At 41.8% G+C, this 26228-nt stretch carries 26 protein-coding genes, 1 tRNA gene and 1 pseudogene; 14 read left to right on the forward strand and 14 right to left on the reverse strand.

Features of this window, described 5'->3' with window-relative positions:
- Window positions 1–3: 3 nt before the first annotated feature.
- Complete coding sequence (gene glyQ / locus PSYC_RS09185) at window positions 4–1038, reverse strand: glycine--tRNA ligase subunit alpha (protein ID WP_406621541.1); 1035 nt, start codon at window positions 1036–1038, stop codon at window positions 4–6.
- 390 nt (window positions 1039–1428) lie between these two features.
- Window positions 1429–1641 carry a PspC domain-containing protein gene (locus PSYC_RS09190; protein ID WP_011281035.1) on the reverse strand — a complete coding sequence of 71 codons (213 nt, stop codon included), beginning with the start codon at window positions 1639–1641 and terminating at the stop codon, window positions 1429–1431.
- Window positions 1642–2342: 701 nt separating this feature from the next.
- Here PSYC_RS09190 and PSYC_RS09195 point away from each other — a divergent pair.
- On the forward strand, window positions 2343–2630 hold the full coding sequence (locus PSYC_RS09195; RefSeq protein WP_264622156.1) for an Mpo1-like protein: 288 nt from the start codon (window positions 2343–2345) through the stop codon (window positions 2628–2630).
- Between the two features lie 152 nt (window positions 2631–2782).
- On the opposite strand, the gene PSYC_RS09200 is transcribed toward PSYC_RS09195, so the two are convergent.
- From PSYC_RS09200 to PSYC_RS09230, 7 genes and pseudogenes are all read right to left on the reverse strand, one after another.
- Window positions 2783–3391 carry a nitroreductase family protein gene (locus PSYC_RS09200; RefSeq protein ID WP_011281037.1) on the reverse strand — a complete coding sequence of 203 codons (609 nt, stop codon included), beginning with the start codon at window positions 3389–3391 and terminating at the stop codon, window positions 2783–2785.
- A gap of 199 nt (window positions 3392–3590) precedes the next feature.
- Window positions 3591–3860, reverse strand: a pseudogene (locus PSYC_RS11450) (transposase); the annotation flags it as partial.
- Between the two features lie 40 nt (window positions 3861–3900).
- A protein-coding gene (locus PSYC_RS09205; RefSeq protein WP_076611460.1) for an IS3-like element ISPar2 family transposase occupies window positions 3901–4975 on the reverse strand; the annotation gives its coding sequence in 2 pieces (ribosomal slippage) (window positions 3901–4719 and window positions 4721–4975; 1074 coding nt in all).
- Window positions 4976–5116: 141 nt separating this feature from the next.
- Window positions 5117–6013, reverse strand: coding sequence for a hypothetical protein (locus tag PSYC_RS11700; RefSeq protein WP_011281040.1), 897 nt, complete (start codon window positions 6011–6013; stop codon window positions 5117–5119).
- 128 nt (window positions 6014–6141) lie between these two features.
- Window positions 6142–8454: a filamentous hemagglutinin N-terminal domain-containing protein gene (locus PSYC_RS09220; protein ID WP_011281041.1), complete on the reverse strand. Its 2313-nt coding sequence runs from the start codon at window positions 8452–8454 to the stop codon at window positions 6142–6144.
- Window positions 8455–8519: 65 nt separating this feature from the next.
- Window positions 8520–10184: a ShlB/FhaC/HecB family hemolysin secretion/activation protein gene (locus PSYC_RS09225; RefSeq protein ID WP_011281042.1), complete on the reverse strand. Its 1665-nt coding sequence runs from the start codon at window positions 10182–10184 to the stop codon at window positions 8520–8522.
- Between the two features lie 1016 nt (window positions 10185–11200).
- Window positions 11201–11275, reverse strand: a tRNA-Gly gene (locus tag PSYC_RS09230).
- Window positions 11276–11767: 492 nt separating this feature from the next.
- Here PSYC_RS09230 and PSYC_RS09235 point away from each other — a divergent pair.
- From PSYC_RS09235 to PSYC_RS09260, 6 genes are all read left to right on the forward strand, one after another.
- Window positions 11768–12580 carry a M48 family metallopeptidase gene (locus PSYC_RS09235; RefSeq protein WP_011281043.1) on the forward strand — a complete coding sequence of 271 codons (813 nt, stop codon included), beginning with the start codon at window positions 11768–11770 and terminating at the stop codon, window positions 12578–12580.
- A gap of 208 nt (window positions 12581–12788) precedes the next feature.
- Entirely contained in the window at window positions 12789–13133 is a 345-nt protein-coding gene (locus PSYC_RS09240; protein ID WP_011281044.1) for a BolA family protein, read from the forward strand.
- A 72-nt stretch (window positions 13134–13205) separates the two neighbouring features.
- On the forward strand, window positions 13206–13565 hold the full coding sequence (locus PSYC_RS09245) for a SirB2 family protein (protein ID WP_011281045.1): 360 nt from the start codon (window positions 13206–13208) through the stop codon (window positions 13563–13565).
- A gap of 150 nt (window positions 13566–13715) precedes the next feature.
- A complete protein-coding gene (locus tag PSYC_RS09250; RefSeq protein ID WP_011281046.1) occupies window positions 13716–14105 on the forward strand; it encodes a hypothetical protein in 390 nt (129 codons plus the stop codon).
- A gap of 96 nt (window positions 14106–14201) precedes the next feature.
- Window positions 14202–14720, forward strand: a complete 519-nt coding sequence (locus PSYC_RS09255; RefSeq protein WP_011280724.1) for a helix-turn-helix domain-containing protein — start codon at window positions 14202–14204, stop codon at window positions 14718–14720.
- A complete protein-coding gene (locus PSYC_RS09260) occupies window positions 14708–15547 on the forward strand; it encodes an IS3 family transposase (protein WP_264622182.1) in 840 nt (279 codons plus the stop codon). Before PSYC_RS09255 ends, PSYC_RS09260 begins: the two co-directional genes overlap by 13 nt.
- 104 nt (window positions 15548–15651) lie before the next feature.
- Here the strand turns inward: PSYC_RS09260 and trxA are convergent, their stop codons facing one another.
- A complete protein-coding gene (gene trxA, locus PSYC_RS09265; protein WP_011281048.1) occupies window positions 15652–16086 on the reverse strand; it encodes a thioredoxin in 435 nt (144 codons plus the stop codon).
- Between the two features lie 174 nt (window positions 16087–16260).
- On the reverse strand, window positions 16261–17133 hold the full coding sequence (locus PSYC_RS09270; RefSeq protein WP_011281049.1) for an MBL fold metallo-hydrolase: 873 nt from the start codon (window positions 17131–17133) through the stop codon (window positions 16261–16263).
- 360 nt (window positions 17134–17493) lie between these two features.
- Between PSYC_RS09270 and PSYC_RS09275 the strand changes: the two genes are divergently transcribed.
- From PSYC_RS09275 to PSYC_RS09290, 4 genes are all read left to right on the forward strand, one after another.
- A complete protein-coding gene (locus PSYC_RS09275) occupies window positions 17494–17784 on the forward strand; it encodes an ArsR/SmtB family transcription factor (protein ID WP_011281050.1) in 291 nt (96 codons plus the stop codon).
- A gap of 70 nt (window positions 17785–17854) precedes the next feature.
- Window positions 17855–19567, forward strand: a complete 1713-nt coding sequence (locus PSYC_RS09280; RefSeq protein WP_011281051.1) for a SulP family inorganic anion transporter — start codon at window positions 17855–17857, stop codon at window positions 19565–19567.
- A gap of 178 nt (window positions 19568–19745) precedes the next feature.
- The gene (locus tag PSYC_RS09285; protein ID WP_011281052.1) at window positions 19746–20072 is read left to right on the forward strand and encodes a beta-lactamase hydrolase domain-containing protein; all 327 of its coding nucleotides are present in this window, start codon (window positions 19746–19748) and stop codon (window positions 20070–20072) included.
- 137 nt (window positions 20073–20209) lie between these two features.
- A complete protein-coding gene (locus PSYC_RS09290; protein ID WP_011281053.1) occupies window positions 20210–20542 on the forward strand; it encodes a TIGR01244 family sulfur transferase in 333 nt (110 codons plus the stop codon).
- A 335-nt stretch (window positions 20543–20877) separates the two neighbouring features.
- On the opposite strand, the gene ahpF is transcribed toward PSYC_RS09290, so the two are convergent.
- Window positions 20878–22455 carry an alkyl hydroperoxide reductase subunit F gene (ahpF, locus tag PSYC_RS09295; protein WP_011281054.1) on the reverse strand — a complete coding sequence of 526 codons (1578 nt, stop codon included), beginning with the start codon at window positions 22453–22455 and terminating at the stop codon, window positions 20878–20880.
- Window positions 22456–23124: 669 nt separating this feature from the next.
- Between ahpF and PSYC_RS09300 the strand changes: the two genes are divergently transcribed.
- Window positions 23125–23373, forward strand: coding sequence for a YdcH family protein (locus tag PSYC_RS09300; protein ID WP_011281055.1), 249 nt, complete (start codon window positions 23125–23127; stop codon window positions 23371–23373).
- A 239-nt stretch (window positions 23374–23612) separates the two neighbouring features.
- Here the strand turns inward: PSYC_RS09300 and ahpC are convergent, their stop codons facing one another.
- On the reverse strand, window positions 23613–24179 hold the full coding sequence (ahpC, locus tag PSYC_RS09305) for an alkyl hydroperoxide reductase subunit C (protein ID WP_011281056.1): 567 nt from the start codon (window positions 24177–24179) through the stop codon (window positions 23613–23615).
- A gap of 265 nt (window positions 24180–24444) precedes the next feature.
- Between ahpC and PSYC_RS09310 the strand changes: the two genes are divergently transcribed.
- Complete coding sequence (locus PSYC_RS09310) at window positions 24445–25353, forward strand: hydrogen peroxide-inducible genes activator (protein ID WP_011281057.1); 909 nt, start codon at window positions 24445–24447, stop codon at window positions 25351–25353.
- 65 nt (window positions 25354–25418) lie between these two features.
- Window positions 25419–25565 carry a hypothetical protein gene (locus PSYC_RS11705; protein WP_187147097.1) on the forward strand — a complete coding sequence of 49 codons (147 nt, stop codon included), beginning with the start codon at window positions 25419–25421 and terminating at the stop codon, window positions 25563–25565.
- On the opposite strand, the gene PSYC_RS09315 is transcribed toward PSYC_RS11705, so the two are convergent.
- A complete protein-coding gene (locus PSYC_RS09315; protein ID WP_011281058.1) occupies window positions 25543–26148 on the reverse strand; it encodes a methyltransferase domain-containing protein in 606 nt (201 codons plus the stop codon). The two genes, PSYC_RS11705 and PSYC_RS09315, sit on opposite strands and share 23 nt — an antisense overlap.
- Window positions 26149–26228 lie beyond the last annotated feature (80 nt).

A 26228-nucleotide genomic window follows, 5' to 3' on the forward strand; every position in this document is an offset into this window, starting at 1 on the left:
CTCCTATTTATTGTTATTAGTAGATTGGCTGTTATCGGTAGGTTGATTGCTTTCTATACTCTCAACGGTTTCTTCTTTTGGCAAATACTTATCAAGCGCCGCTTGACGATGCGCCTCGTCTGCCAATGGGAAACCCAGTTTTGCACGCGCTTCAACATAACCAAAGGCAACCTTGCGTGCCAGCGTACGTACGCGCAAAATAAAGCGCTGACGCTCAGTGACTGAAATTGCACCGCGTGCATCAAGTAAATTAAAGGCATGCGAGGCTTTCAGTACCATCTCGTAAGCTGGTAATGGTAAGCCGGCTTCAACCAGCTTATCTGCTTGCTGCTCATAGAAGTCGAACATTTGCCCCATCATCGGCACATCAGCGTGCTCAAAGTTATAGGTAGACTGCTCAACTTCATTTTGATGGAAGACATCGCCATAAGTAACACGACCAAACTCACCATCTGCCCAAACCAAATCATAAACACTATCGACGCCTTGTACATACATCGCTAGACGCTCAAGACCGTACGTAATCTCGCCTGTCACGGGGAAACACTCAATACCGCCCACTTGCTGGAAATATGTAAACTGAGTCACTTCCATACCGTTTAGCCAAATCTCCCAACCAAGTCCCCACGCACCTAGCGTTGGTGACTCCCAATTATCTTCAACAAAACGCACATCATGCACCAATGGATCAATACCAATTGCCTCAAGCGAGCCTAAATATAGCTCTTGGATATTGGGCGGATTGGGCTTGAGCACGACTTGAAACTGATAATAATGTTGCAAACGGTTTGGGTTGTCACCGTAGCGACCATCGGTTGGACGACGTGATGGCTGCACATAAGCAGCATTCCAACGCTCAGGACCTAATGAGCGCAAAAACGTCGCCGTATGAAAGGTGCCTGCGCCAACTTCCATATCATAAGGCTGCAAGATAACGCAGCCCTTATCCGCCCAATAATTCTGTAAGGTTATGATTAAATCTTGAAAGGTCATCGGTTCGGCGTTCTTCGCTTGGGATGTCATAGTTTGAGACGTCATAGTTTGGGTTGTCATAGTAAAGCCACTGTGAATGAGTGTTATAAGATAAATCTTTGATAGCGCTCGTATCGCTTACGCAGCAACGATGCTATTTGCCTGCTCACCTTACTAAAAATTGACGATTTTATCTATATTTACCTGAACTAAATTTATATATCAGGCAGCGATATCAATTTTGGTAAGCAATTAATGACTAAAACCTAGGGCTAAAGACAGTCATTATGATAAACAAAAAAAATACCCAAATGCGCGAGCATCTGGGCAGGAGGAAAGGTATGTCTCGAGCATCCTGATTGATCAGGCTTTTTGTTTTTTTGGGCACGACTATTTCTTATTGGTATTTTTTACTTTATCACTACTATTATAAATCAATTCTTATAAATCAATGCATTACCGATAAGACTGGCTGCTTGCTTTAGGCATAACGATCCATAAAATAATATAGATCAAAATACCAGGTACTGCTGCACTCAAGGTTGAGATAATAAAAAATAGTAATCTCACCCACGTTGGTGACCAACCGACATATTCTGCAATGCCACCCATCACGCCCGCTATCATGCGATTGTTCTGTGAACGATGCAATTTTGCTAACTTAGCCAAATCAAATACCTCTTTTATATTATTTATATTTTTATGAACATTCTATATCTTGGTATCTCTTACTTCTTTTACAAATTATCTCTAAAAACTGAGTTCCTAAAAACATTATAGTTGCTTTTTATTCGTCCGTTTTATTATTTCCTTGAACTTATGAATAAGTATAGCAATCATTCATATTTTCTCTGTTGACTATATAGACGTGCTTTGTGAATTTATGCTACTTAAGCTTACTCTAACCTCTCATTAATACGCGTAAACCACTGATTTTAAATAGTTATTTCAAATTGTTTCAATAACTACTTTGTTTCTCATATATTACATCTTTTGTTACAATCTCATTATTTTCTAATAAGAATTAGCTATTATATTTTATGCCACCAACCTAAAAAATTATCATTGATATACATGGTGGATAGAGAATAACAATTTGAACCGCCCCGACTATAGCGTCTAATAGATAAAATGGCGGATTGCTTAGATTAGTGCTACAACTGGTAGTCGTAAGCCCAGTATAAAAACGATACAGCGGGACTGGAATGAATTTTTTGCAGCCTCTGTCTGCGCAGGCACAGCACGCCAGAAAAATTTATACCAGTGCCGCGTTAAAACATGATGTATCTACTTTATTTGGAATCGACTATAGTCGTAAGCCATTTACTTTATTTATCTACTATCATTCATTTACTAACAAGGAGGTTAGTATGTTTGTTACTCAGCAAAAGCGAATGTCCAAGCGCACTCTTGAGCAGTGGCTCAGTGAGTACTCGGTCAGTCATCAAAATCTTATCAATAAGAAAATCCATTTGCTCTGTGTTCCGGCTATTTTTGTCAGTCTACTCGGGATTGGCATGTCACTATCCGTTTGGTTTACCTTGATAATGAGCGCCTTGGTATTGTTGTTTTACATGCGCTTATCGACGCCGCTATTTATGGCGATGGGTATATTTATTCTAAGCGAGCCAGTGAATGATCAGGTAATATCATACTGACAATTGCTATTATTTTTGGATAACGGTTTGAACGATATTACCTATAATCTTTTAATAAAATAAAGAAGCGCCACCCAACAAACTGTTGAGTGGCGCTTTTTATATCTAGAACACGTCTGATGTAGTCGCTATAAATTCAATACAGTCAACTATTAACCAAATACCTTGAGTCGCTTGTTGAGCGGCTCAAATGCTTTATCGCCTGCTGGCTGCTCAATAGCGCCAAACACCATCTGCGCAACCAATTCCCAATCCCTATCCACATCCCAAGTCTCAGCCACTTTGGCATCAATAACAGGGTTATAGTGCTGTAAGCTTGCACCGATATTTACGCTCGCCAAGGCTGTCCAAATCACATATTGATGCATGGCACTGGTATGCTGCGCCCAAATTGGGAACTTATCTGCATATAAAGGAGCTTTTTCTTGTAGGGCTCTAATAACCTTATGATCTTCAAAGAACAATACCGTACCAGCACCGGCTTTAAAGCTGTCTATTTTTTGTTTGGTTGAGGCAAATTGCTCATCATTATCGACGATACTGCGCAAGGTATCTTCAGTCAGTTGCCAGAGTTTATGATGCTCATCGCCAAACAAGACAATGATTCGGGTTGACTGCGAGTTAAACGATGAAGGCGTATGCAAAATAGCATGCTCGACCAATTTAACCACTTCACTATTTGATACCGGTAACTGACTACTCAAAGCATAAATCGAACGGCGCTGCTCAACAAGTTGCTGCAATTTTTGTAATTCCGACATAATATCTCTCCCAATTAGATAAGTTATTATAAGAAATATCCATTCAAAACAACATTTAATTTTGTAAATAATCTTAATAATAATAAAAAAAGGAAAGATATATTAATAAATAAATCAAACGTCACCCAATCTCTGATTAAGTGCCGTTCCTATCATAAAAGCTATCGTTTATTAATCTAGGGGCTGTAGTAGATAAGGATTAAATATCACACCATTTTCTCAGAGTTTTAAGTTGATTAGATGGTGACCCATAGTTAAATCTAAACTCACACTCTTTTAAAAATAAATGGAAATACTTCTTATCAATGCCATTGATGTGATTGTTTTTACCGCAAGTAAACTCTTTAGAGTGATTGACTCTGAAATGTTTAAAGTCGCTCACATCTAATGCATTGTAACTTCGGTAGCTATCAGTATAAACAAAGCTGTCAGGCTTGATAACGGGCCTTAGCGTACTTTGTTTGGTGTCTGGGTAATCATCCCAACGATAAGATGCTAATCAAATAGAATTAAGCTGCCTGATGTAGTTTCTGTATCGGTGTAAAACCGCCATTACCCATATTAGGGCGCTCGTTATTGTAGTGATATAACCAGTCCTCTGCTTGCTGACGGACTTGATCCAAATCAGTAAACAGCTCTTGGTTTAACCAATCATAACGCATCGTTCTATTATAGCGCTCAACATAAGCGTTTTGTTGTGGATTGCCAGGCTCAATATATCTTATCGTAATACCTTGATTTACCGCCCAGTCTTTGAGCGCATTGCTAATGTACTCGGCACCATTATCACATCTTACTTGAACCGGTTTACCTCGGTATTCAATTAACTGATTTAAGCTGCGTATAACCCTTTGGGCGGGCAGTGAGAAGTCAATCTCAACCGTTAAGGCTTCACGGTTGTAATCATCAATGACATTAAACAGTCTAAATGCCCTGCCATCGGTTAAAGCATCATGCATGAAGTCCATGCTCCAGCTTTGATTCGGTTCTACAGGTACGGCAAGTGGTACGGGTTTAACGCGTTTAATACGGCGCTTAGGTTTGATTCTAAGGTTTAATTCAAGCTCGCAGTAGATGCGATACACACGCTTATGGTTGTATGGCAGTCCCAACACGTTACGCAGACTTAAAAAGCACAACCCAAAGCCCCAGTTCTTATTCTGGGTAGTCAGTTCTACAAGCAAGTCAGCTATCTGCTTATTCTCGTCAGAAGCCGCAGACTTATGATAATAGCAGGTCACGCTGATATTAAAGATCAAGCAAGCCCTACGGATGCTGATCCTACGCTCTTTGATGTAGTGACAAGCCCAAGCGGCGCTACCACTTTTTTGACATGGCATCCTGTAGTATGTCTGATTTAAGACATTCATCAGCATACATCTTCTTTAATCGAGCATTCTCAACTTCAAGCTCTTTTAAGCGACTGATAAGCGCGGCATCCATACCACCATATTTAGAACGCCAGTTGTAGAACGTGCTTTGGCCGATATTATGCTCACGGCATAAATCAGCGATAGGCACACCCTGTTCTGCTTGTTTGAGGATGTTGACGATTTGGTTGTCAGTAAAGCGTATCTTTTTCATAGGATTCTCCTGCTGGTATATTTTAGCAGTTAATCTCTATTTCTAAGTGTTCTTATTTATTGGGGGGGGGATTACCTTTAATAAAACCCGTTTGCATAGCACGATTGGTTATGTGTCACCTTTTGAGTTTGAAAGACGGTATTATGATAATTTAACCCTGTCAGGCATTGCAGCCTGACTCAAGTAAATCTGCCTCCGATATACTCGGGGCGGTTCACTATATGATCCAAACACTTCTTGTATAGAACGCGTATCGGGTAACACATATACGACGCCATTTGTTCCAGTGAATGCTGGACTTACCACCTGGTCATAAAAATTGACAGGAACGTTAATACATCCGTACGAAATTCGACGTTCTAAAAGATTTTGGGATTCTAAGCGTTGCAAGCGCCGTTCTTTGGGAGATGACGTAACAACGCGATGCAGTGAGATTGCCGCATCATAATCTATCCATAAAACTTCTTTATTATGTATGTTTTTACCTAAGGCTACGACGAATCGACCAGCAGGCGTAGTACGTTGTTCTGGTTTAATACTGGCTAAAGCCATATTGCCAATATTAGGGATTGAATCGTCGCCCACTGCCAAGCCAAGTAGTGCGGGTGCTGCGCCAGTTAATTGCCCGAGTGCATCAAACACATAAACCTTGGCTGCCTTTTTATCAACAATTGCAAAAGGCATCTGTTGGTTGTCACCTGAATCAAGCACCCAATCTGCTAAATATACAGAATCTTGAGTGGTAGTTTCCTGTTTAAAGTTGGCGCGTTTGGTACTGAGTTTGGGTACCAGTGAGTGAACAGGCGTTACATGAATCTGGGTTTTATTATAATTAGTGGCTAACACTGAACTGATAGGTACTACAGATTGCTTAGGCTCGGCAGCTAATGCCTGATTAGTAATAAAGCCAGTCAATATAATTCCAAGGCAAAGCCGCTGACTTATCATAACAACTGCTGATTGCGTTAGGTTGCTAAATTTAGCCTCTGACAACAATTTTTCAGCCACTACTACACTTGTGTGTCCAGAAATTTTCATTGAATGACCTTATTACTAAAAAAGCAATTCCTGTCTATCAGACTATATCGACAGGCTTTGTTTGGTGCTTCGCTACGAGCTAATGTCATGCCGATCAAGAATAACCTAAGATTAAGTTTAAAAATCTTTTAGTTGCGATCCTGCTTAGGTGGGTAAACGGGCGGCACGTAGATTACCGGCGGTTGCGGGATGACTACGGGTTTGGGTGGAACAACGACCACAGGAGGTACATATACTTCTACAGGTGGCAATTCAGCTGGTGGCAACACGGTAAGTAATGGAGGTACCACGAGGAGTGGTGGCAATTTTCCTGGTGGAGTCGATTGAATGATTGGCGTCACAACCACAGATGGAGTTCCACCAGTAGTTGGAGTTCCACCAGTAGGTGCAGCCGATATCGTTCCAGTGGTTGTGAGTACACCGGTACAACAATCAGCAGCCAAGGCAAAATTACCCGCATTATCACCAGCAAGGCTATAGCCAGCAAAGGTGATGGTTTTGTCTGTTCCTACTGCAGCATTATCAAAGGTAGCTGTGCTGTTTGGGCCTGCCACTAAGCTTACGCCTGAAGGGCCATCTATGAGGCTTGAAAGAGTTGTTGTGGCTAAACCATCAAATGTTTTATCACCACCGGTTGCATACACCAGCATATGCTGTGTCAGTGTGGAGTCAGTTAATACGAAGTTCGTAGAGTAATCGGTGGGCGCTGTATATGAGACTGGATTATAATTAATGGTAACAGGGGCATTTGGACCTGTCACGGTGATCGGTGGCGCAAGTGGTGCAAAAATCACTGTGCCACCCTCAATACCCGGTTTTGTAGCCCCATAACCCGCGCTAAGCACTAAGCCCAAAGGAAGGCCAAGGCTTTGACCCGGGATGGTTGTCCCTCTGGTTAGCGTCATTTTTGCATTTATATTAATATCTTCGTCTGCGCAGAAGGTGATGTTGCCATCAGTAGTCGTAATCGCTGCTTTCATATTTATATCACGACCAGCAGCCAGTGAAATACTGCCATTAACTGTGGTAATAGGCGCATTGACGTTGATGTCGCGTCCACAGCACACTTCAAAGTTACCATTGGTTGCCGTAACGGCTTGGTTAATATTGACGTCGCGGTCAGCAAGTAATGTCAGTGTGGTAGGGTTTGAACTGGCTGACCACGTCACTGCTTGCTTGATGTTGATGTCACCATTACCCGATATGTCAGTATTAAGATTCGTCACCGGTGGCGTACCAGCAGAGGTAGAATCCGGGCCAGGTAAGGTACTAATAATGACACTATTGGTCACCAGTAAAGCTGACAAGGTTGCCCCTGAGATATTATCTGTTGAATCACCGCCGACATTGAAATCTTGCGGGTCGATTAACCAAGTGCCAGTCTGGCCTAAAGGTGCCAAGGTGGTAATCTTGGCAGTATCGCTAATGCGCACTGTTGCCGCTGAAGTTTCGATGAAACCACCATCTCCGCCATTTGGAGCACTCGCGTCAATGGTTCCTGCAACGAGCATGCTACCATTTTGCATGCCTGCCAGCAGTTTAATCGTGCCTTTAACATTTTGAATGGTTTGTGCTTGAATCACCCCAGTATTGTTGACTGCATTGGCGAGTAGGCCTCCTGCTGTTTGACTGGTCATTAATACTTGACCGCCATCGGCTTGAATGAGCCCACCATTTTCAACCAGAGCATTGACCACGTCTTGGTTGACAACCACATTCAATAACTTGTCGCCTGCCACATCCAGCGTCATGGCTTTGCCTGCTGCCAGAGCAACGGTGCCAAGTTTGGCGGCAATAACGCCTTGGTTACTCACGTTGGCGCCTAATAATGCGACAAAGCCACCATCTGCAGCATTAATAGCACCCTGATTGAGTACCGTACCCGTTTCTGTGCCAGAAAATTTATAGTTATCTGCCATAAAATCAGCATCGGTGATATTGAGCGTAGACGCCACAAGTCCACCAACATTGACGGTTGCGTCCTTGCCAAATAAAACACCATTTGGATTGACCAGAAATACTTTACCGTTCGCTGATAGGTTACCCATAATACTGGATGGATCTGAGCCCAAAACGCGGTTAAGTGCGACCGAGCTGCTATTGGGTTGCACAAAATTAACAGACTCGCCACTCTGTATGTTGAAGCTTTGCCAGTTGATCGCCACATTCTGTGAGGTTTGGTTGATGGTCATACTGCCCGGCATACTGCTAATGTTAGCGTTTCCTGCCGATACCACACCACCCACGGGTTGTGCATACACTAGACTGCTACCGCATGCCACCAATAGTGACGCGGCCAAGGTTTTTAATGCAAAATGGGCACCACTGGTGCTCATCGTGTTACCTAACGATGACTTTTTGCCTGCGCTACGAGCATTCTCGGACACGGCTATAAATGTACCTGTCCTTAGGTTACAAATCGATCTATATATGCGATTCATGCTGTCGTTCCTCTATTTTTTAATTGGTTCATTCAATTCCATTTGTTTTTTTTCTTAGCAAAAACTTAAAAGTACTTAACCAGCTGAACCCAGAATTGATCGCTTTTATCAGGCTCTGACGTTGCCTTTTCACTGCCTAATTTGTGCGCATAAGCAAGTCTCATCGCAAAGTTGTTGTAGTCCATCCAATTTATTCCAACGCCTGCGCCACTCAGAGTTCTGGTGTTATCCTCAGTGGTCCAAGCCGTCTTATTAAGATTTACGCGGCCAGTATCAATAAAGCCAACCAATTGCATTTGACCGGGTATTCGCTTAGAAAATTTGGGTAAATCTTTTCTGGCTTCCAATGTCAGCACATAGCCTTCATCACCATAGGCTTCACCTTCAGGATAGGCACGTACGGCATTCATGCCACCGAGTTCCATTGTCTCTGAGCTATCAAGGTTCTTTGATGCCAATTGGCCATTAAATCCAGCATAGAGAGAAACAGAGTCAGTCACACGTTGGAGACGATTGGCGCTGAGTGCCAATTTACTATAATTGCCATCACTACGCGCCGTGCGTGCGTCAAAGTCATAAGCAGCAGGGGTTTGGATGTTTAGATCACCAACGGTTGCGGCCAATGAATAGCTATTTAAGCCACCACCACCCAGATTATCGATATGGTCACCACGTAATGCAGCAGTGAGGGCGTTCACCTTTTTATCGGTAACATCAGATGTTGCGTCGATTCGATCTTGTAGTGTTTTATTTTCATACAAAATATCAGTGTACAAATTATTGTTGCGTGAACGAATCAACGGATAACTGCCATATACGCTGGCAATTTTTGCATCACCCTTAGCGTCTAAAGCTTTAAACTCTTCACCCAGCTCGTACTCTAGCCAGCTATAAGCAACACCAGCGGTGGCTTTAGCAAACTGCATTTGATAGGCGGCTTTGGCATAATTTAAGCCCTTACCAGATGTGAGCACACGCAGCGAAGCAACATCGCCGTGGCCCGCTACATTGTTCACGTTAACTGTCGCGCCAATGCGATTTTCACCAGTGTAACGATTGCCTGCATTGTCAGCATCAATACTGCCAGTGATACGTTGTGCAGGATTCACATCAACAATTAAATCCGAAGTCCCTGCCGTTGCACCCGGTGCTAATGTCGATGTGACATTTACCCCAGCAATATCAGAAAGCAGCAGCAGCCGACTTTCAAGCGGTGCACTACTGATCACATCACCGCTATTGATGCCCTTAAGCTGACTGGCCACTAAGCCATTGGATAGGTTGGTCTGATTACGCACAATAACTTTGCCGTATTCGCCTTCGATGACTGCCAGAGTTACGACACCATTTTCAATGTCTTGAGCGGGTAAATAGGCTTGCGCTACAAAATAACCATTTTTTTGGTAGTGGTTCGCAATGGTTGCTGCCATTGCGCGCAGATCTGACAGGCTGAGTTCGCTATTGGGTTTAAAGTTGGTTAATTTTACCAATTCAGCTTCAGAGTAAGCATGCATTCCGGTGATTTTAAGGCTTTTAACATTAATTTTGACAGTGTCATATTGTGGCGCTACGGCGGTGTCACTTGGTACAAGGCTAATTATGGGTTGTTGTTTTTCTGGAATAGGCGAGGATGGAATTTGTTGCAATTGGCTACCAGCACTTGGTGGCTGAGCAGCTAACACACTTTGACTGAATGCCAGTATTACTAGCGGCCATACTTTTTGATTCAATGTAATTCCCCTAAATAAATTAGCCAACGTAGCTAATTTTCTTAAAAAGCGTTGAGCTTAAAAGAGTTTTAAGCCTAAGTAATCCTATCTTAAATTTTTTGATGAAATTTGTGTGGTACAGCATATAGTAGATGAGTTACAAGTTATTGAAAATGCAGAGATTCTTAATCCCTTACGAATTAGAGGGTGTTTTATATTATCGATTATAGTCTAATAAATATTCATCAGTACAATATATTATGTAACTTTTTGAGCGTCATATATTGACTGTCTTTTGACCATAAAAATACGATGGTGGTCATCTAGGTCACACTGATGGTGTACAGAAAATCATTAGCTAAAGTTCAATATTTCTCAACAAAAATAGGGGTTGTCTTTTTTTTGCATAAGGTTGTTTCAAGATTTAGATTATTAGGGCGTGTCCTCATTTAAAAAATGGAGATAAAAATGAGATAAATTGCAGTCAAACAAGGAAAATAGCGCTGTTAATATCGGGATATTACCCAGCTATTTGACAAAATTTAGCCATTTTTAGCCCACTTAGATGTCCATCGATTGAATTGAGGACACGCCCTAGGATTCAAAAGAGTTTAGGCTATAGATCGCCAAGGCAGATGTGGTTTGATTTTTATCATCAGGCTGCGTAATTGAAATATCCCAAGTTTAGTTGTATGGATTTGACGGCAGGGGTCAATAGTCGCTTGATGCTTCAATCAGCATGCGAATGGCGCGTTCTTTAATCTCGGGAGTGTAGGTTTGTCTTTTCATTGTCGTATTCTCTCAGAATGTTGAGTCTCCGACAATTCCGGGGCGGTTCAGTTATAGAATCGGTGTTTATAGCGTGGGCACGAAATGGTCACGGTGCTTATTTTTGGACTTCTAACATATTAGATAAAGTTAATGATTAAACTGATTAGCTAACACTAAAAATCGCTACAAGCCTCGAAAATTAGACAAAAAAAAGCCTCACTCCTTATAATAAGAAGTGAGGCTTTAGTGCTTTTGCAAGCCATATTTGGAGCGGGAAAAGAGATTCGAACTCTCGACCCCAACCTTGGCAAGGTTATGCTCTACCACTGAGCTATTCCCGCTGAATCAATTGGTAAGTTGTTAACTAGTACGTCTTGATAGGCTGGCTATTTTAGCAAATATTCTGAGCCTGTCAACAGGTTTTTTTTACTTGCTCATGGCTATTGCTGCTTTTAAGCTTTTATTAGGACAATAATTCTCGTATATAATTGATTTTATGGTTTATTTTTTTAACCGTCAATATACAATTATTTTTATAAATAATTACTCTACTGCTCTCTTTAACGTCTTTCATGGTTATTCAAGCAAGCTTATCAGCGATTTATGCATGGATGTCACTTACAATCCTACCTTGTATTGTTACTTTTGCTCTATTGGTTTTCAACAGTTAACATTATTATACTTATGCACAAGAACAATTGAGGTAGAATTCTACTGTTTTGGTGGATTGGGAGCAGGAAGTAGAACGTCAATAATAAGCTTCCCTTGCCTCTACTGTATCAATATTTCTTTTATTTACTTTTATTTTCCTACTTATAGCGAGGACGTTTACTATGAAAAAACTACTTACCACAACTGTCATGGCAGCTTCATTGTCGGCATTAACTTTAACAGGTTGTACTAGCACGACCAGTACGGGCGCCGTTGGCGTTGATCGTCAGCAGCTGCTAATTGTTTCAAGTGAACAGGTCTTGCAATTGTCAGCGCAGAGTTATAATAAGACAGTACAAGAGGCAAGAGCGCGCGGTTTGTTAGATACCAACACAGCTCAGCTAAATCGCTTGAAGAATATCTCTAACCGTTTGGTCGGTCAAGTTGGCGTCTATCGCCCTGATGCGGCAAAATGGCCATGGGAAGTACATACGATTAAATCTAACGACTTGAATGCTTTTGTACTTCCAGGTGGTAAAATCATGTTTTACACAGGCATTATCGATCGTCTGAATTTAACTGATGATGAAATCGCGGCGATTATGGGTCATGAGATGTCTCATGCCTTACGTGAGCATTCACGTGAGCGCCTATCGCGTCAATATGCAACTCAAACTGGTATCGGTGTCGCAGCCAGTATTTTTGGTCTATCACAAGGACAAGCTCAGCTTGCAAACGTTGCCGGAGACTTAGGTCTAAGCCGTCCGCATAGTCGCACCCAAGAAGCTGAGGCGGATCAAATTGGTCTTGAGCTAATGGCACGTGCAGGCTACAACCCACAAGCCGCGATTACCTTGTGGCAAAAAATGCAGCGCGCCAGCCAAGGCGAGCCACCACAATTCTTAAGCACTCACCCATCTAGTAGCAATCGTATCGCTGAGTTGCAGTCATTGATGCCAAAAGTAATGCCGCTCTATCAAAGAGCACGTCGTTAATAGCGTTTTTTAGGCAGAATTTTTGAAGTAGATAATCATAAATCATGACAAGCAGAGCCCATATCATCATGTGGCGCTCTGCTTTTTTATACCTGTCACTGATAGAATGTAGTCCCTTAATACCATGCAGACTCGATATCGGCGTCTGCTATAATGGTGACAATATATTATCTAACGATGATGAAGCTCAATAGAATAAAGGATTGTTATGACTACCATTACACCTACCGCCAATATCACCCCTACTGCCGATGCACTTAGTCAGCAGCTGCAAGAATTGCAACCACTGCATATACAACTGGTTAATGAATCAATGAATCATGCCGGTTACTTTGACGGTAAAGAGAGTCATTTTAAACTTATCATGGTCAGCGAAGCCTTTACAGGCAAGCGCTTGGTTGCACGTCACCAAATGGTTTATCATTTGGCAGATGCTTTATTGACCTCACAAGGCGGTCAAATCCATGCGTTGGCTATCCATGCCTATACACCTACAGAGTGGCAAGGTCAAAACCCTGACAGCCCGTTATGTGCTGGACAAAATAAAGGCTAAATGGTGCTTATTTTTAATAAATCATTAGACGCTATAGATAACAAAATGCAATTTTAAAGGAAACTACATTTAATGAAACACTTACATATGCTCATGGCTGTACTTTTAATTGTGCTGTTTTTATATCAAAGCTATCTGGTATTAAGCTCAAATAAACAAGCACCGCGCGTGGTCAAGATATCTTCGCATATCCTCTACGCCGTTATCATTCTTTCGGGCGTTGGAATGCTGATGCAATTGATGAGTGCCAATGCACCGATACAGTGGGTATTTGCCAAAATCATCTTACTCGTTGCTGCTATCAGTGCCAGTATCAAAGCCTTTAATAGCAATGCAACACCGAGTCAAAGAAAAACTGGTATTCTTATTGCTGGGGCGGCATATGTAGGTATTGTGATACTTGCCTTTACCAAACCGGGTAACTTGTTTTAATGAGTGCTTAGATTTAATGAGTGCTTAGATAAGCAAAAATATTTCTGCAATAAAGATGACAAAATATTCTATGTATTTTCAATATCTTAATCAGATTATTTTTGCTATCTTAAATGAATAAAAACGCAATATTAGCCTGCTGGAGCCGCTATGAAAACTTTTACTGTCGCAACACTACTGGTTTTTGCTCTCTCAGGCTGTGCTTCTACGGGTAATATTACGCCGCAATATATCCCGCCAAGCACCTATCAGAGCTATGATTGCCAAGCATTGAATCAAGAGTATGTCCGTATTAATAGCTACGTAAACGCTACCCGTAACGAGCAATCAACCTTATCAGCGTCAGGTGTGGGTGTTGGGATATCTGCAGGGCGCTGGGGCATCTCCCCTAACATCAGCTTTGGGGTTGGACAAAGCAACAATACCAAAGCTCGTGATGCCAAATTATCGCGCCTGTACGGGGAACGTGATGCGATTATTCAATCAGCGCGTATTCAGCGTTGTAGCTTTGCCAATGGTATTAAGATTTATGGTGAATAGGCTAAAATTAATTTAATTCATCAAGCATAATGAAAAAGCCAATACGTGGTAATGAACTGACCCCCATAAGTTGGACACAACTTATGGGGTATTTTTATGCGTTACAATCTAGACTTTAAGATCAAAATCATCGCATACTACAAGCAAGGACATACCGGACTTGCTACAGGTGAAAAGTTTGCAGTAAACCCCCAATTTGTACGCAAATGGGTAAAGCAATACCAAAGCGGTGGTATAGAAGCGATCAGACCTAAAACCAGTAAAGCTGTCTACAGTGCTGACTTTAAACACCAAGTACTAACGACCCTGTTAAAGCAAGGTTTAAGTCAACCTGAGACGGCACTAAAGTTCAACATCAGCGCACCCGCTCTTATCAGCCATTGGCATAAAGCGTATCGACAGTATGGTATGTCTGGACTCACTCCCAAACGACAAGGTAGAGGCGCCATGACCAAGCCCGTGATCACAAACAAACCAGATGACGACAAAACACCTGCTGAATTAAAGCGTGAACTGGCATACCTGCGTGCGGAGAACGCCTACCTAAAAAAGCTCGATGCCTTGCTCAGGGAAAGGGAACAGGCTGCGACAAAGCAAGGCTCATCGAAGGATTAAGACAGCAGCATCTTTTATCCAACTTACTAAAAGTAGCAGACATGCCGAAAAGCAGTTTCTACTACCATAGAACCATGCTAGGGGATAAAGATAAATACGCTGACTTAAAACAGCGTATCACGGCGCTATACCACAAGCATAAAGGCAGATATGGCTATCGCAGAATGACTGTCGCATTAAAGCATTTAGGTGTCCATCATAATCATAAGCTTATTGCCAAGCTCATGAAACAGTTGACACTCAGTGCAAAGATAAGAAGACAAAAGTACCGCTCCTATAAAGGACAGCAGGGTAAAATAGCAAAGAATTATTTAAAGCGTCGGTTTAAAGCAAGCAAACCACATAAGCGGTGGCTCACTGATATTACTGAGTTTAAGGTAGGTGACCATAAGTTATATTTATCGCCAATACTCGATTGTTATAACAATGAGATAGTCAGTTATACGCTCTCAAGAAGGCCAACCTATGATTTGGTAAGCCAAATGCTTGATAAGGCGTTGGACCAGACTGGAAAACATCGTCATAAGACGTTAATGCTACATTCTGATCAGGGATGGCATTATCAAATGAAGCCGTTTAGGGAGATGCTTAAAAAGCATCAGATAAAACAGAGTATGAGCAGGAAAGGCAACTGCTTGGATAATGCGTTAATGGAGGGGTTCTTCGGTACGCTAAAGTGTGAGACTATCTATATTGAGAAGCCTAAAACGATTGAAGCTTTAGAGAGACAGATTCATGAGTATATTCATTACTACAATCATGAACGTATTCAGCTTAAATTAAAAGGACTGAGTCCTGTACAGTACAGAACTCAGTCTTTGAAATAAACGTAAACCGTCCAAGATTTGGGGGTCAGTTCAGGTAAACGTATTGGCTTTTTGTTGGGTTCAATAAAGTCAGACTTATCAAAGAGCATGTACCTCAACCGCAACTACTTTAGGCTTTGTACCCATTGAACAATTTGATGGCTTGGTAGCGCACCTGACTGTCGCGCAATTTCCTTACCATTCTTAAACGCCACCATGGTCGGTAGGCTACGAATATTATAAGGTGCTGCCGCTTGCTCATATTTGTCAGTTTGTATCTTTGCAAAAACGACTTGTGGCAACTGGCTGGCAGCTGTCTTGAACTCTGGCGCCATCATAAGACAAGGTTGGCACCAGCTTGCCCAGAAGTCCACGACCGTCAGTACTTCGTTTTTTTGAATGATATTACTCAGCGTTTTTGCATTCAATTCATGCGGCGTTGCAGTCAGTAAAGGTTTCGCACATTTACCGCAGTTTGGCGCAGCACTAAGCCGTGCATCTGGTACGCGATTGGTTGCATAGCAATGTGGGCATACTATATGAGAGTTTTGTTCACTCATAATAAGGCTCCGTTAAATTATAATAAATATGAAGTGAGAATAATTTTAAACTATCATACTTTAGATATTCATAGTCAAAAATGCACACTCAAAACTCATATAATTCGTTCAATAGATACATCAACTCGCCATAAAAAACGGCAAGAATTAGATAGCACTGTACTAAAACGTGGCTTATTCCCCAAGGAGATTGATAGGTACTTTTAGATAACGTGTACCATTATCCTCAGGTTTCGGGAAATGACCGGCATCGATATTGACTTGTACTGCGGGAATAATGAGCCTTGGCATCTCAAGATTGGCATCACGGCGCTCACGCATCTCTACAAACTCTGCTTCATTTATACCATCTTTTACATGAATATTGCCTAATTTTTGCGCGGCAACCGTCGTGGTTGGACAATACTTACGCCCTTTACTTGGATAGTCATGACACAGATACATCATAGTATCTTCGGGCAACTCCAGCAGTTTGGCAATCGACTGGTATAGAGTTTTGGCATCCCCGCCTGGAAAATCACAGCGCGCCGTACCCACATCTGGAGCAAACAAGGTATCACCGACAAACACCACGGTTTTTTCATCGTCAGTGGCAAGATAAGCCATATCAGCACGCGTATGACCTGGCACATACATAGCGGTAATAGTAATGCCGCCAAGTGCTAAAGTGTCGCCATCATCGGTCAAAATATCAAACTGACTGGCATCGGTGCGAAAACTGGTATCAAAGTTAAAAATCTGCTTAAATATTTTTTGTACTTCAGTGATGTGTTGACCGATCACTAACTGCCCGCCAAGCGTCTCTTTGACATGAATAGCTGCCGATATGTGGTCAGCATGGGCGTGCGTCTCGATAATATAGACCAGCTCCCATCCATGATCTTTGACAAATTCAACCACTTCATCGACGCTCGTCGTGCGAGTGCGTCCTGACTTGGCATCAAAATCCAGTACGGGATCAATAATCGCACACACTTGCTGCTTAACGTCGGCGAGCACATGAGTATAGGTTTCTGTATCGCTATGTAAGAATGAATGAACTTGCATGGCTACTCTCCATTTTTATAGGAATGTTTTAATTTTTGATAATAGGAATGTTTTAATTTTTGATAAATTGTTACGTATAATAGGACGATATCTATCGTATTTAAAATAAGTCTGTTAATTGGTTATTTACGTCAATATAGCAATTATTTTATAATATATCAATTTATATAATGTAAATAATGATAACTTGCTATAAATGATAATATCATTGATAATTAACCCTATACGGTTATCTATAAGTTTTCTATTTATGTTTTTTATATCTTATCTAAGGAGCTCGCTCTGATTACTTCTACTTCAGTATTGAGCACAACTGATACAAATAATGAAGGTTTTGCGCCAAAAGATATTGCTGAAAAAATGCAACAAGCATCGCTGAAGGCCAGCCAACTGCTAAAGTCGCTATCACATCCTGATCGCTTATTACTCCTCTGTCAGCTAACCCAAGGAGAGTATTGCGTCAGTGAGCTTGAAAGCTTAGTGGGCGTTGGTCAGCCAAGTTTATCGCAGCAACTTGGTATTTTACGTAAAGATGAGCTGGTGACGACACGCCGCGAAGGCAAGCAAATTTATTATAGTATCGCTAGTGATGATACAAAAGCCGTACTAGAGCTTTTGTATCAACGCTTTTGTGCCACTGCCGAGGTATAGCTAGTTGGCTAAACCTCGTTGACTAAACTTTGGTTTTCATGAACATTTTTTATTGTGAGGACGTACTGCTATGCCCTCTATCGCCTCTCGACTGATTCCTGTTTGGTTACGTCAATACCAGCTGTCCGCCTTGCCAACCGATATCATTGCAGGGATAGTGGTTGGTGTGCTCGTTATTCCGCAAAGCTTGGGCTACGCGGTATTGGCAGGGCTGCCGCCAGTGTATGGCTTATACGCTGCTATCGTGCCTGTGGCGGTATATTCCTGGCTAGGCTCTAGTAATGTACAGGCTGTTGGACCCGCCGCTGTGACCGCCATTATGACCGCAAGCGTGCTGCATCCTTATGCGGATAAAGGTGTTGAGCAGTACGTATTGATGGCAGCTTTGCTAGCACTTATGATGGGTGCTATTTTGTGGCTTGCAGGACAGCTGAAGTTGGGCTGGATTATGCAATTTATTAGCCGCGGCGTCTCTGCTGGATTTATCAGTGGCGCAGCAGTACTCATTTTTATAAGCCAGCTTAAGTATTTGACCGGTATACCAATCGCTGGAAATGGCTTAATTGGTTATCTATCAAGTATGCAGATGTATGCCAGCCAGCTGCATCCGTTGACGCTCATAATTGGCATGAGCGCCCTTATACTCATGGTGCTAAATCGCTATGGCAAAAAATGGGTCTGGCAATCTTGGTTATCCCCATCCTATGCGAAATGGGCAGAGCGACTATTTCCACTGATTCTGCTCACTATCGCCATCGTTTTGAGTGTCGTTTTACATTGGACGACAAGCGGCGTAGCAACTATTGGTAATGTGCCGCAAGGTCTGCCAAATTTCACAGCGCCGTATCTGCCAGACTTTCATGAAGCGCTCAACTTATTACCGACTGCAGGACTGATGGCGCTGATTGCGTTTGTATCTAGTAGCTCGGTCGCTAGTACTTATGCGCGTTTACGTGGTGAGTTATTTGATGCTAATCGTGAGCTTACAGGGCTTGGACTTGCTAATGTGGCTGGTAGCTTTTTTCAAAGCTTCCCCATCGCTGGCGGATTTTCGCGTACCGCTATCAATGTTGATTCAGGTGCCAAGACACCTTTAGCCAGCTTAGTCACGGTATTGGTTATGATTGCCGCTTTGATCGCATTTGGCTATATGCTTGCTCCGCTGCCCTATGCTATTTTAGGCGCGACCATCATGGCAGCTATCATCGGTCTTATTGACATGGCGACGTTGAAGTCAGCATGGCACCGCGACCGCTTAGATGCAGCGAGCTTTATCGCCGCTTTTGCCGGTGTGCTCATATTTGGATTGAATACAGGATTGGTGATTGGACTTATGGTGTCGTTTGCGAGTCTAATTTGGCAGTCAAGCAAACCGCACGTCGCTATTGTTGGTCAGCTGGCAGGGACAGGTCATTTTCGTAATATCAATCGTCATGACGTGGTGACTTTTCATAATCTGTTGATGCTGCGCATTGATGAGAGTTTGTTTTTTGGCAACAGTGAATCAGTACATCGCCACGTGGTACAAGCTACGCGTCAATATCCAGAGGCGCATGAGATTATTCTGATTATGTCGGCAGTCAATCATATCGATTTGACCGGACAAGAGATGCTGATTAGCCTAAACCAAGAGCTGCTGAACCAAAGAAAGCATTTAAGTTTTAGTTTTATTAAGGGACCTGTCATGGATATCATTGAGCACACACCAGTGATTACTGATTTATCAGGGCGCGTGTATCTAAGTACCATGGATGCAGTTAATGGCTTAACAGACACTCATTAACGTCATTTGCGCTATTTATGAGGCTAAGAATAATTATTGGCTATAACATATAGATATGATAAAAGCTGTGTTATGCTAAATTATTAAGGCTACTAAAAAATAACTACTAGCCTGCAGCGCTCTTTTTTGAACTGATTATAGCCTTTACTCTCTTTCATAACCTTTATTGACATTACTTATGACTGATGACTTAACCATTTATAAGCAAATTTATCCAAGCCAATGTATCAAAATTGCAGAGCTTGGGTATTGTTCTGTGCTTAATATTCGCCCTGATGCCGAAACCGAAACGCAGCCTAATAGCTGTGATTTAGCGCATGCGACTGCCAAAGCCAATTTGACCTATCATCATTTGCCATTTGACGATGAACGTCTAAGTATGGCAACTGTCGAGCAGTTTGCTGCTTTTTATCGTACGATGCCCAAACCCATATTGATGTTTTGTGGTACCGGCGCGCGTGCCAAGCTGCTGTATCAAAGTGCGTTGATGCAAGGTCTGCTATAAGTATTGACTTAAAAGCGTTGATATAAAAATGCAATACAGCTTACATACTTTATCTTTAAAAAGTTGTCCATTGCGCTTAGGCTTTGTATTCTCGTACCCTCTATTTCATTTTAACATAAAAAATAAAAGGAGCTCTTATGAGCCATCAAGTGAGTATTACCGGACAAATTACCCCTGACCAAGTACCGATGATCGCCGAAAATGGTTTTAAAACCATTATTAATAACCGTCCAGATGGTGAAGAACCGAACCAGCCAACCAGTGCTGAGATTGCTGCTGCCGCTGAAAAAGCAGGACTTGCTTATAAAGAAGTGTCTTTTGCTGGCAGTGAGCTCAATCAAACTCATGTCGAAGAGTTTGCTGACTTTTTTAATCAAGCTGCGCAACCAATATTGATATTCTGCCGTACGGGCAGTCGCTCGACCGGTATTTATGAAGCCGCTAAGCGTATGGACTTATTGGACGACTGATATCATCATCAATAACTTAAAGCAATAAACCGAGAAGCCCATATAAATATATGGGCTTTTATAATATTTAAGACTATAGTTGCAATACTTTACAGTCGCTACCGTATTGCTGGTGTCATTTTTTTGCAGCCTCTGTCTGCGTAGGCACAGCAAGCAAGAAAAATTTGCACCAGTAATACGTGTTGTATCGATATTACTTTTCACCGACTATATGTAATCGCGCTGCCCATTATTTTTCTTATTAGAAATAAGAATTGAGTAAGTAAGCATAAAAAAACCCTCTCAACTATTAGATAGCTGAGAGGGTTTTTTATTACTGACTATTTTTTTTAAATTTACTGCATGACCAAATATTCAAACGCTGATAATGCCGCTTTTGAACCTTCACCCATCGCAATATTAATCTGCTTAAAGGGTACAGTCGTTACATCACCACAAGCAAAGATACCTTTGCGATCTGTGCGGCAGCGCTCATCAATCTCAATCTCACCAAAGCGGTTTAAATCGATGAAGCCTTTGACGAACTCAGTATTGGGTATCAAACCAATCTGTACAAACACCCCTGCAACATCAAGCTCTTTATTGTCGTTGCTATTGCGATCTTGATAAACGAGAGACGATACTTTACCATCAGTCGCTTTAATTTCTTGGGTTGCTGCACTGGTAATGATATCGATATTTGACTTTTCTTTGGCTTTATTAATCAATACCTGATCCGCTTTCAAATCATCAGCAAACTCAAGCACGGTCACATGCTTCACGATACCAGCAAGATCTAATGCCGCTTCGATACCAGAGTTACCGCCACCGACGACGGCAATATCTTTACCTTTAAAGAATGGACCGTCACAGTGCGCACAAAAAGCCACGCCTTTACCGATGTTTTCTTCTTCGCCAGCGACACCTAGCTTACGCCACTGAGCACCAGTTGCTAAGATAATACTGCGCGTCTCAAACGTCTCACCGGTATTTAGATGGATGCTGTAGTTTTCATCAGCAGTCTCACTAATCTCTTTGACACTGACATGCTCTTTAAGCGTGATGTTGTATTCGCGCAAATGCTTTTCAAAATTGGCAGATAACTCACTACCCGTCGTTAAAGGCACCGAGATTAAATTCTCAATATCTTGCGTATCTTTCACCTGCCCACCGATACGGTCAGCAACCATCGTCACTTTTAGACCTTTACGCGCGGTATAAATCGCCGCAGCAACCCCAGCAGGACCAGCACCGATAATCGTCACATCTTGCTGCTCTAACTGCTCAGCATCATCATCAGCTTCTGCTAACAAGTCAGGAAATTGCTCTTGCAACTTCTCAATCAATTTAGCCGTGTCAATCAGACCATTAGCAAAAGGTTTACCATTCAAAAATACTGCTGGCACACCTTGAATATTATTGGCTTCTACTTGCTCTTGGAACAATGCACCGTCAATCATCTCATTACTGATGTCATCGTTTAGCAGCGCAAATTGGTTCAGCGCTTGCACAACTTCTGGGCAACTGTGGCAAGATAATGAGACATAAGTCTGAAACTGTAACGGCTTATTAAAGCGTTTAATGAGCTTTTGAATGCCTTCGTCCAGCTTTAACGTATGACCACCGGCTTGCAAAATTGCCAATATCAATGAAGTAAATTCATGTCCGCCTGGAATACCACTAAAGACAATACCCGTATCCATCAAAGCGCCATCGATATGATTGATTACTTTAAAGCTGATTGGGCTTGGTAAAGTGTCATCGTTAGCTTGTGCATCAAAATTAATCTTATCGGTCGTACCAGCGATTTTGGTCAAAAAGTCAACCAGCTCAGCACGCTTGCTATGCTCGCCGCTACCCAATACAAAGCTGATTGGGCGGGTCATGTTTGCGCTATAGCTCTTTACTGCATCTAATAAGCTTTGGTCTATCATAATTGTTCCTCATTATTATCGAATATGTAACGTCAGCATCAAGGCTACACGTTTAATTAGGTAAGAGTCATATGCCAATGCTGCTATTTATGTGCGGAATATAACCTTTGATACGTCTATTATCAAAGGTTTGAGGGTTTTGAGCAAGCGGATAAACCCAAACCTTATGTTTTATAAAACCTATCGTAAACCATTATTTTTATTTAATTTCTAAATTACTTCTAAACGATAATCAATACTAACTATGGTATCTAGGTATTTTTTTCGCTACAATCGAATGAAGCAGGTAGAAGAATTCTATGCGTGTTATGACAGATTTACTTTTATAAGTACTTGATAAACCTGTTTATTAAACGTACTTTTTAAAAGTATATTCGCTGGTATTAAGCCTGACCGCTATAGTAAGCCCAGTATAAAAATGATACAGCGGGACTGGAATGAATTTTTTGCAGCCTCTGTCTGCGCAGGCACAGCACGCCAGAAAAATTTATACCAGTCCCGCGTCAAAACATGATGTATCTACTTTATTTGGAATCGACTATATTGAGTTAAATAACGGTTTGGTTCCATAAAACCTAAGTCTCATAATCATAGTAATTCATCACAGCAATCTTAACGAACATGCGCGGATGCTTATGCAGGCTTGCGCTTCATAACAAGGATGACAAGATGAGAAAGACAGACACATGGCAAGATAACAAAGATATTATTGCTGAGCTTAAGCAAAAAGACAGTCACTTTGCGACTATTTTTGATGAACATGCCCAGCTAGACCAGCAAATCAATCAGCTTGATAAAGATATGGTCACGCACGCAAGCCGTGAAGAAGAAATCGAGCAGATGAAACGGCGCAAGCTGCATCTAAAAGATGAGATCTATAAAATAATCGATAAAAATAAATTAGGGTCTCATGCCTAATTAGTGGCTGTTTTAGACAGTTATAGTCGGTGAAAAGTAATATCGATACAACACGTACTACTGGTGCAAATTTTTCTGGCGTGCTGTGCCTACGCAGACAGAGGCTACAAAAAATTTAGATAAGGAAAAACCCCATTAGCATAAGTTAATGGGGTCTTTTTTTTACACTTGATTTAGCATCATAAATGAGCAAATACTGCTTTTCATCATGCTCATATCTTTATCTAATCAATAACTGCTTAGATTTTACCTACTAGATCAAGACTTGGTTTTAAAGTCTCTTGACCAGCTTCCCAAGCGGCTGGGCAAACTTCGCCGTCGTTTTCACGAACATACTGTGCCGCTTTTACTTTACGCAGCATATCTTTTGCACTACGGCCAATACCGCCAGCATGAATCTCAGCAACTTGAATCAAGCCATCAGGATCTACTAAGAATGTACCGCGCTCAGCAAGACCAGCTTCTTCAATCATAACGTTAAAGCCACGCGTGATACGACCAGTAGGATCACCAATCATTGGGTAAGTAACTTTACCGATTGCTTCTGAAGAATCATGCCATGCTTTATGGGTGAAATGCGTATCCGTTGATACTGAGTACACTTCTACGCCTAAGCCTTTTAGCTCTTCGTAATGAGCTGCCATGTCTTCAAGTTCAGTTGGGCAAACAAAGGTAAAGTCGGCTGGGTAAAATAGGAAAATCGCCCAGCTGCCTTTTACGTCTTCAGAGGTGATGGTTTTGAATTCACCGTTTACAAACGCTTGTGCTGAAAATTCTGGGATTTCTTGATTGATGATAGACGCCATGATTGGCTCCTTTATAGTTAAGTTGATTGAAAATTATTTATAGGTTTGTTTCCATTAACCCTTTTACTATCTGGGCTACCTGACAAACTATACGCGAATTCTATGGTTAATCCAGTTAAAAGTTTTTAATGTGATGTTTTGTTTTATTAAACTTGTTAAACTATTATATCTGCTTTTTTATCTGTGTATCAGCGATAATGGATAGTGTACACAAGACAAACAAGTAAAACAAATTGCATGAAAAACCCATTAATAGAGAGGTTTTATGATTACTTTACGTCAACTTGAGTTTGCCTTGGCGGTCGCTAAACACCGTCATTTTAAGCGCGCAGCAGAAGATTGTAATATCTCACAGTCTGCATTGAGCCTCGGTATCGCAGAGTTAGAAAAGCAGCTCGACACCCAGATTTTTGAGCGCAATAATAAGCAAGTATTAATCACCCCTATTGGTGAAGATATTTTAGTGCGGGCGCAACGGGTATTTTCAGAAGTAAATGATTTGACCACGCGCGCGCATAGCCATCAATCGCCACTTGCTTACCCTATGACCGTGGGTATCATTCCAACGATTGCCCCTTATCTGCTACCAAAAGTATTGCCTGCGCTGCGTGAGCACTATCCAGAATTTCGCATGACCATCGTCGAGCAACAAACCGAACGCTTACTTGAACAAGTGCGTTACGGTCATATTGATACCGCTATTATTGCCCTACCTTATGCGGTAGATGGCTTACATAGTTTTGAGTTTTGGAGCGAAGACTTCTTTGCCGTCTTTCCAAAAAATGATGTACATGCCAAGCTTGATACCATCAACGCTGATGAGCTGGCAACGGCAAACCTTATGTTACTTGGCGAAGGGCATTGCTTGACTGACCAAACGCTATCTGTCTGTCATTTTGACCGTGCGCTGATGAAATCCAGCTTTTCAGATGCCAGCTTAAACACCCTTATTCAAATGGCACTTGCCAATATGGGTACGACGTTGGTGCCAGAGATGGCGCTCGATCAATTGCATTTGCAAAACCAAAACGCCGTTGCAGTACCACTGGCAGAAAAAGGTCCGCACCGTCATATTGCCTTTGTCACCCGTCTGAATTATGCCCGTGTCGATGATGTCAATTTGCTTGGCAAAGTGTTTAAGCAGGCGTTTGAAGATAATGCTAACAAAGACTAAGACCTCGATGATAGAAAATCAAAAGCATCATGAATAATGATTGTTTATAAGTAGATAAGTTAACTATGGCGAATTATCTCTTGGATATGGATTTAAGTATTTTAGGTGCGCCTTGGTCTGAATATCATTTGACAGAGCATTATTATGCACGTTTAGAAGAGCAAACTCGAGACAATATCAAGCATGAAATCAGTCTTTTACGCGCATCTTAATAAACAGCTCGCTGCCCTGCCGTGCTGGGTGTGAGTTATAGCTCTGCTCCATGATTTCAGTGTCAAAATGAGTCGAGAAACGCTGTTGATACTCCTCTTTCGTACCACCAAAAGGCGGCTCGTTTCGCCCAAAGTCTTTGTCGAATAGCAATCCAACGAGCTGACCCTTAGGTTTAAGCAATCGTGCCATCTGCTGCACATACTCATCTCGACGAGCAGGGTTGATCGCACAAAAAAACGTCTGCTCAAGCACCCAATCAAACTGATGTTGCTTAGGTAATAAATCAAAAAAATCCGCGCAGATTAGCTTATCAGCTGGAAAATCAGGGTAACGCTCAGCAAAGTCTTTAATTGGTGCTGGCGCAAAATCAACCAAAGTAATATTGGTAAAACCTTGCTCATACAAGTAGCCGACTTCATAAGCATTGCCTGCACCTGGCACTAAAACAGCCTGTTCTTTAGCCGCTTCAGGCAGCTGATCGATATAAACTTTTAGTGGCGGCGATACCTGCCCCATATCCCAACCGATACTATCTTGCTCATAACGCTGTTGCCAGAACTCAGCTTGATTGACATTTCCCATATGGCATCCTTATCTCTCTAATTGTCTTACTTAACGCCGTTTATATAATATAATTATTAAACGACATAATTTGTATCATT

The organism is Psychrobacter arcticus 273-4, from assembly GCF_000012305.1.
In the GTDB taxonomy this organism is placed as follows: Bacteria; Pseudomonadota; Gammaproteobacteria; order Pseudomonadales; family Moraxellaceae; genus Psychrobacter; species Psychrobacter arcticus.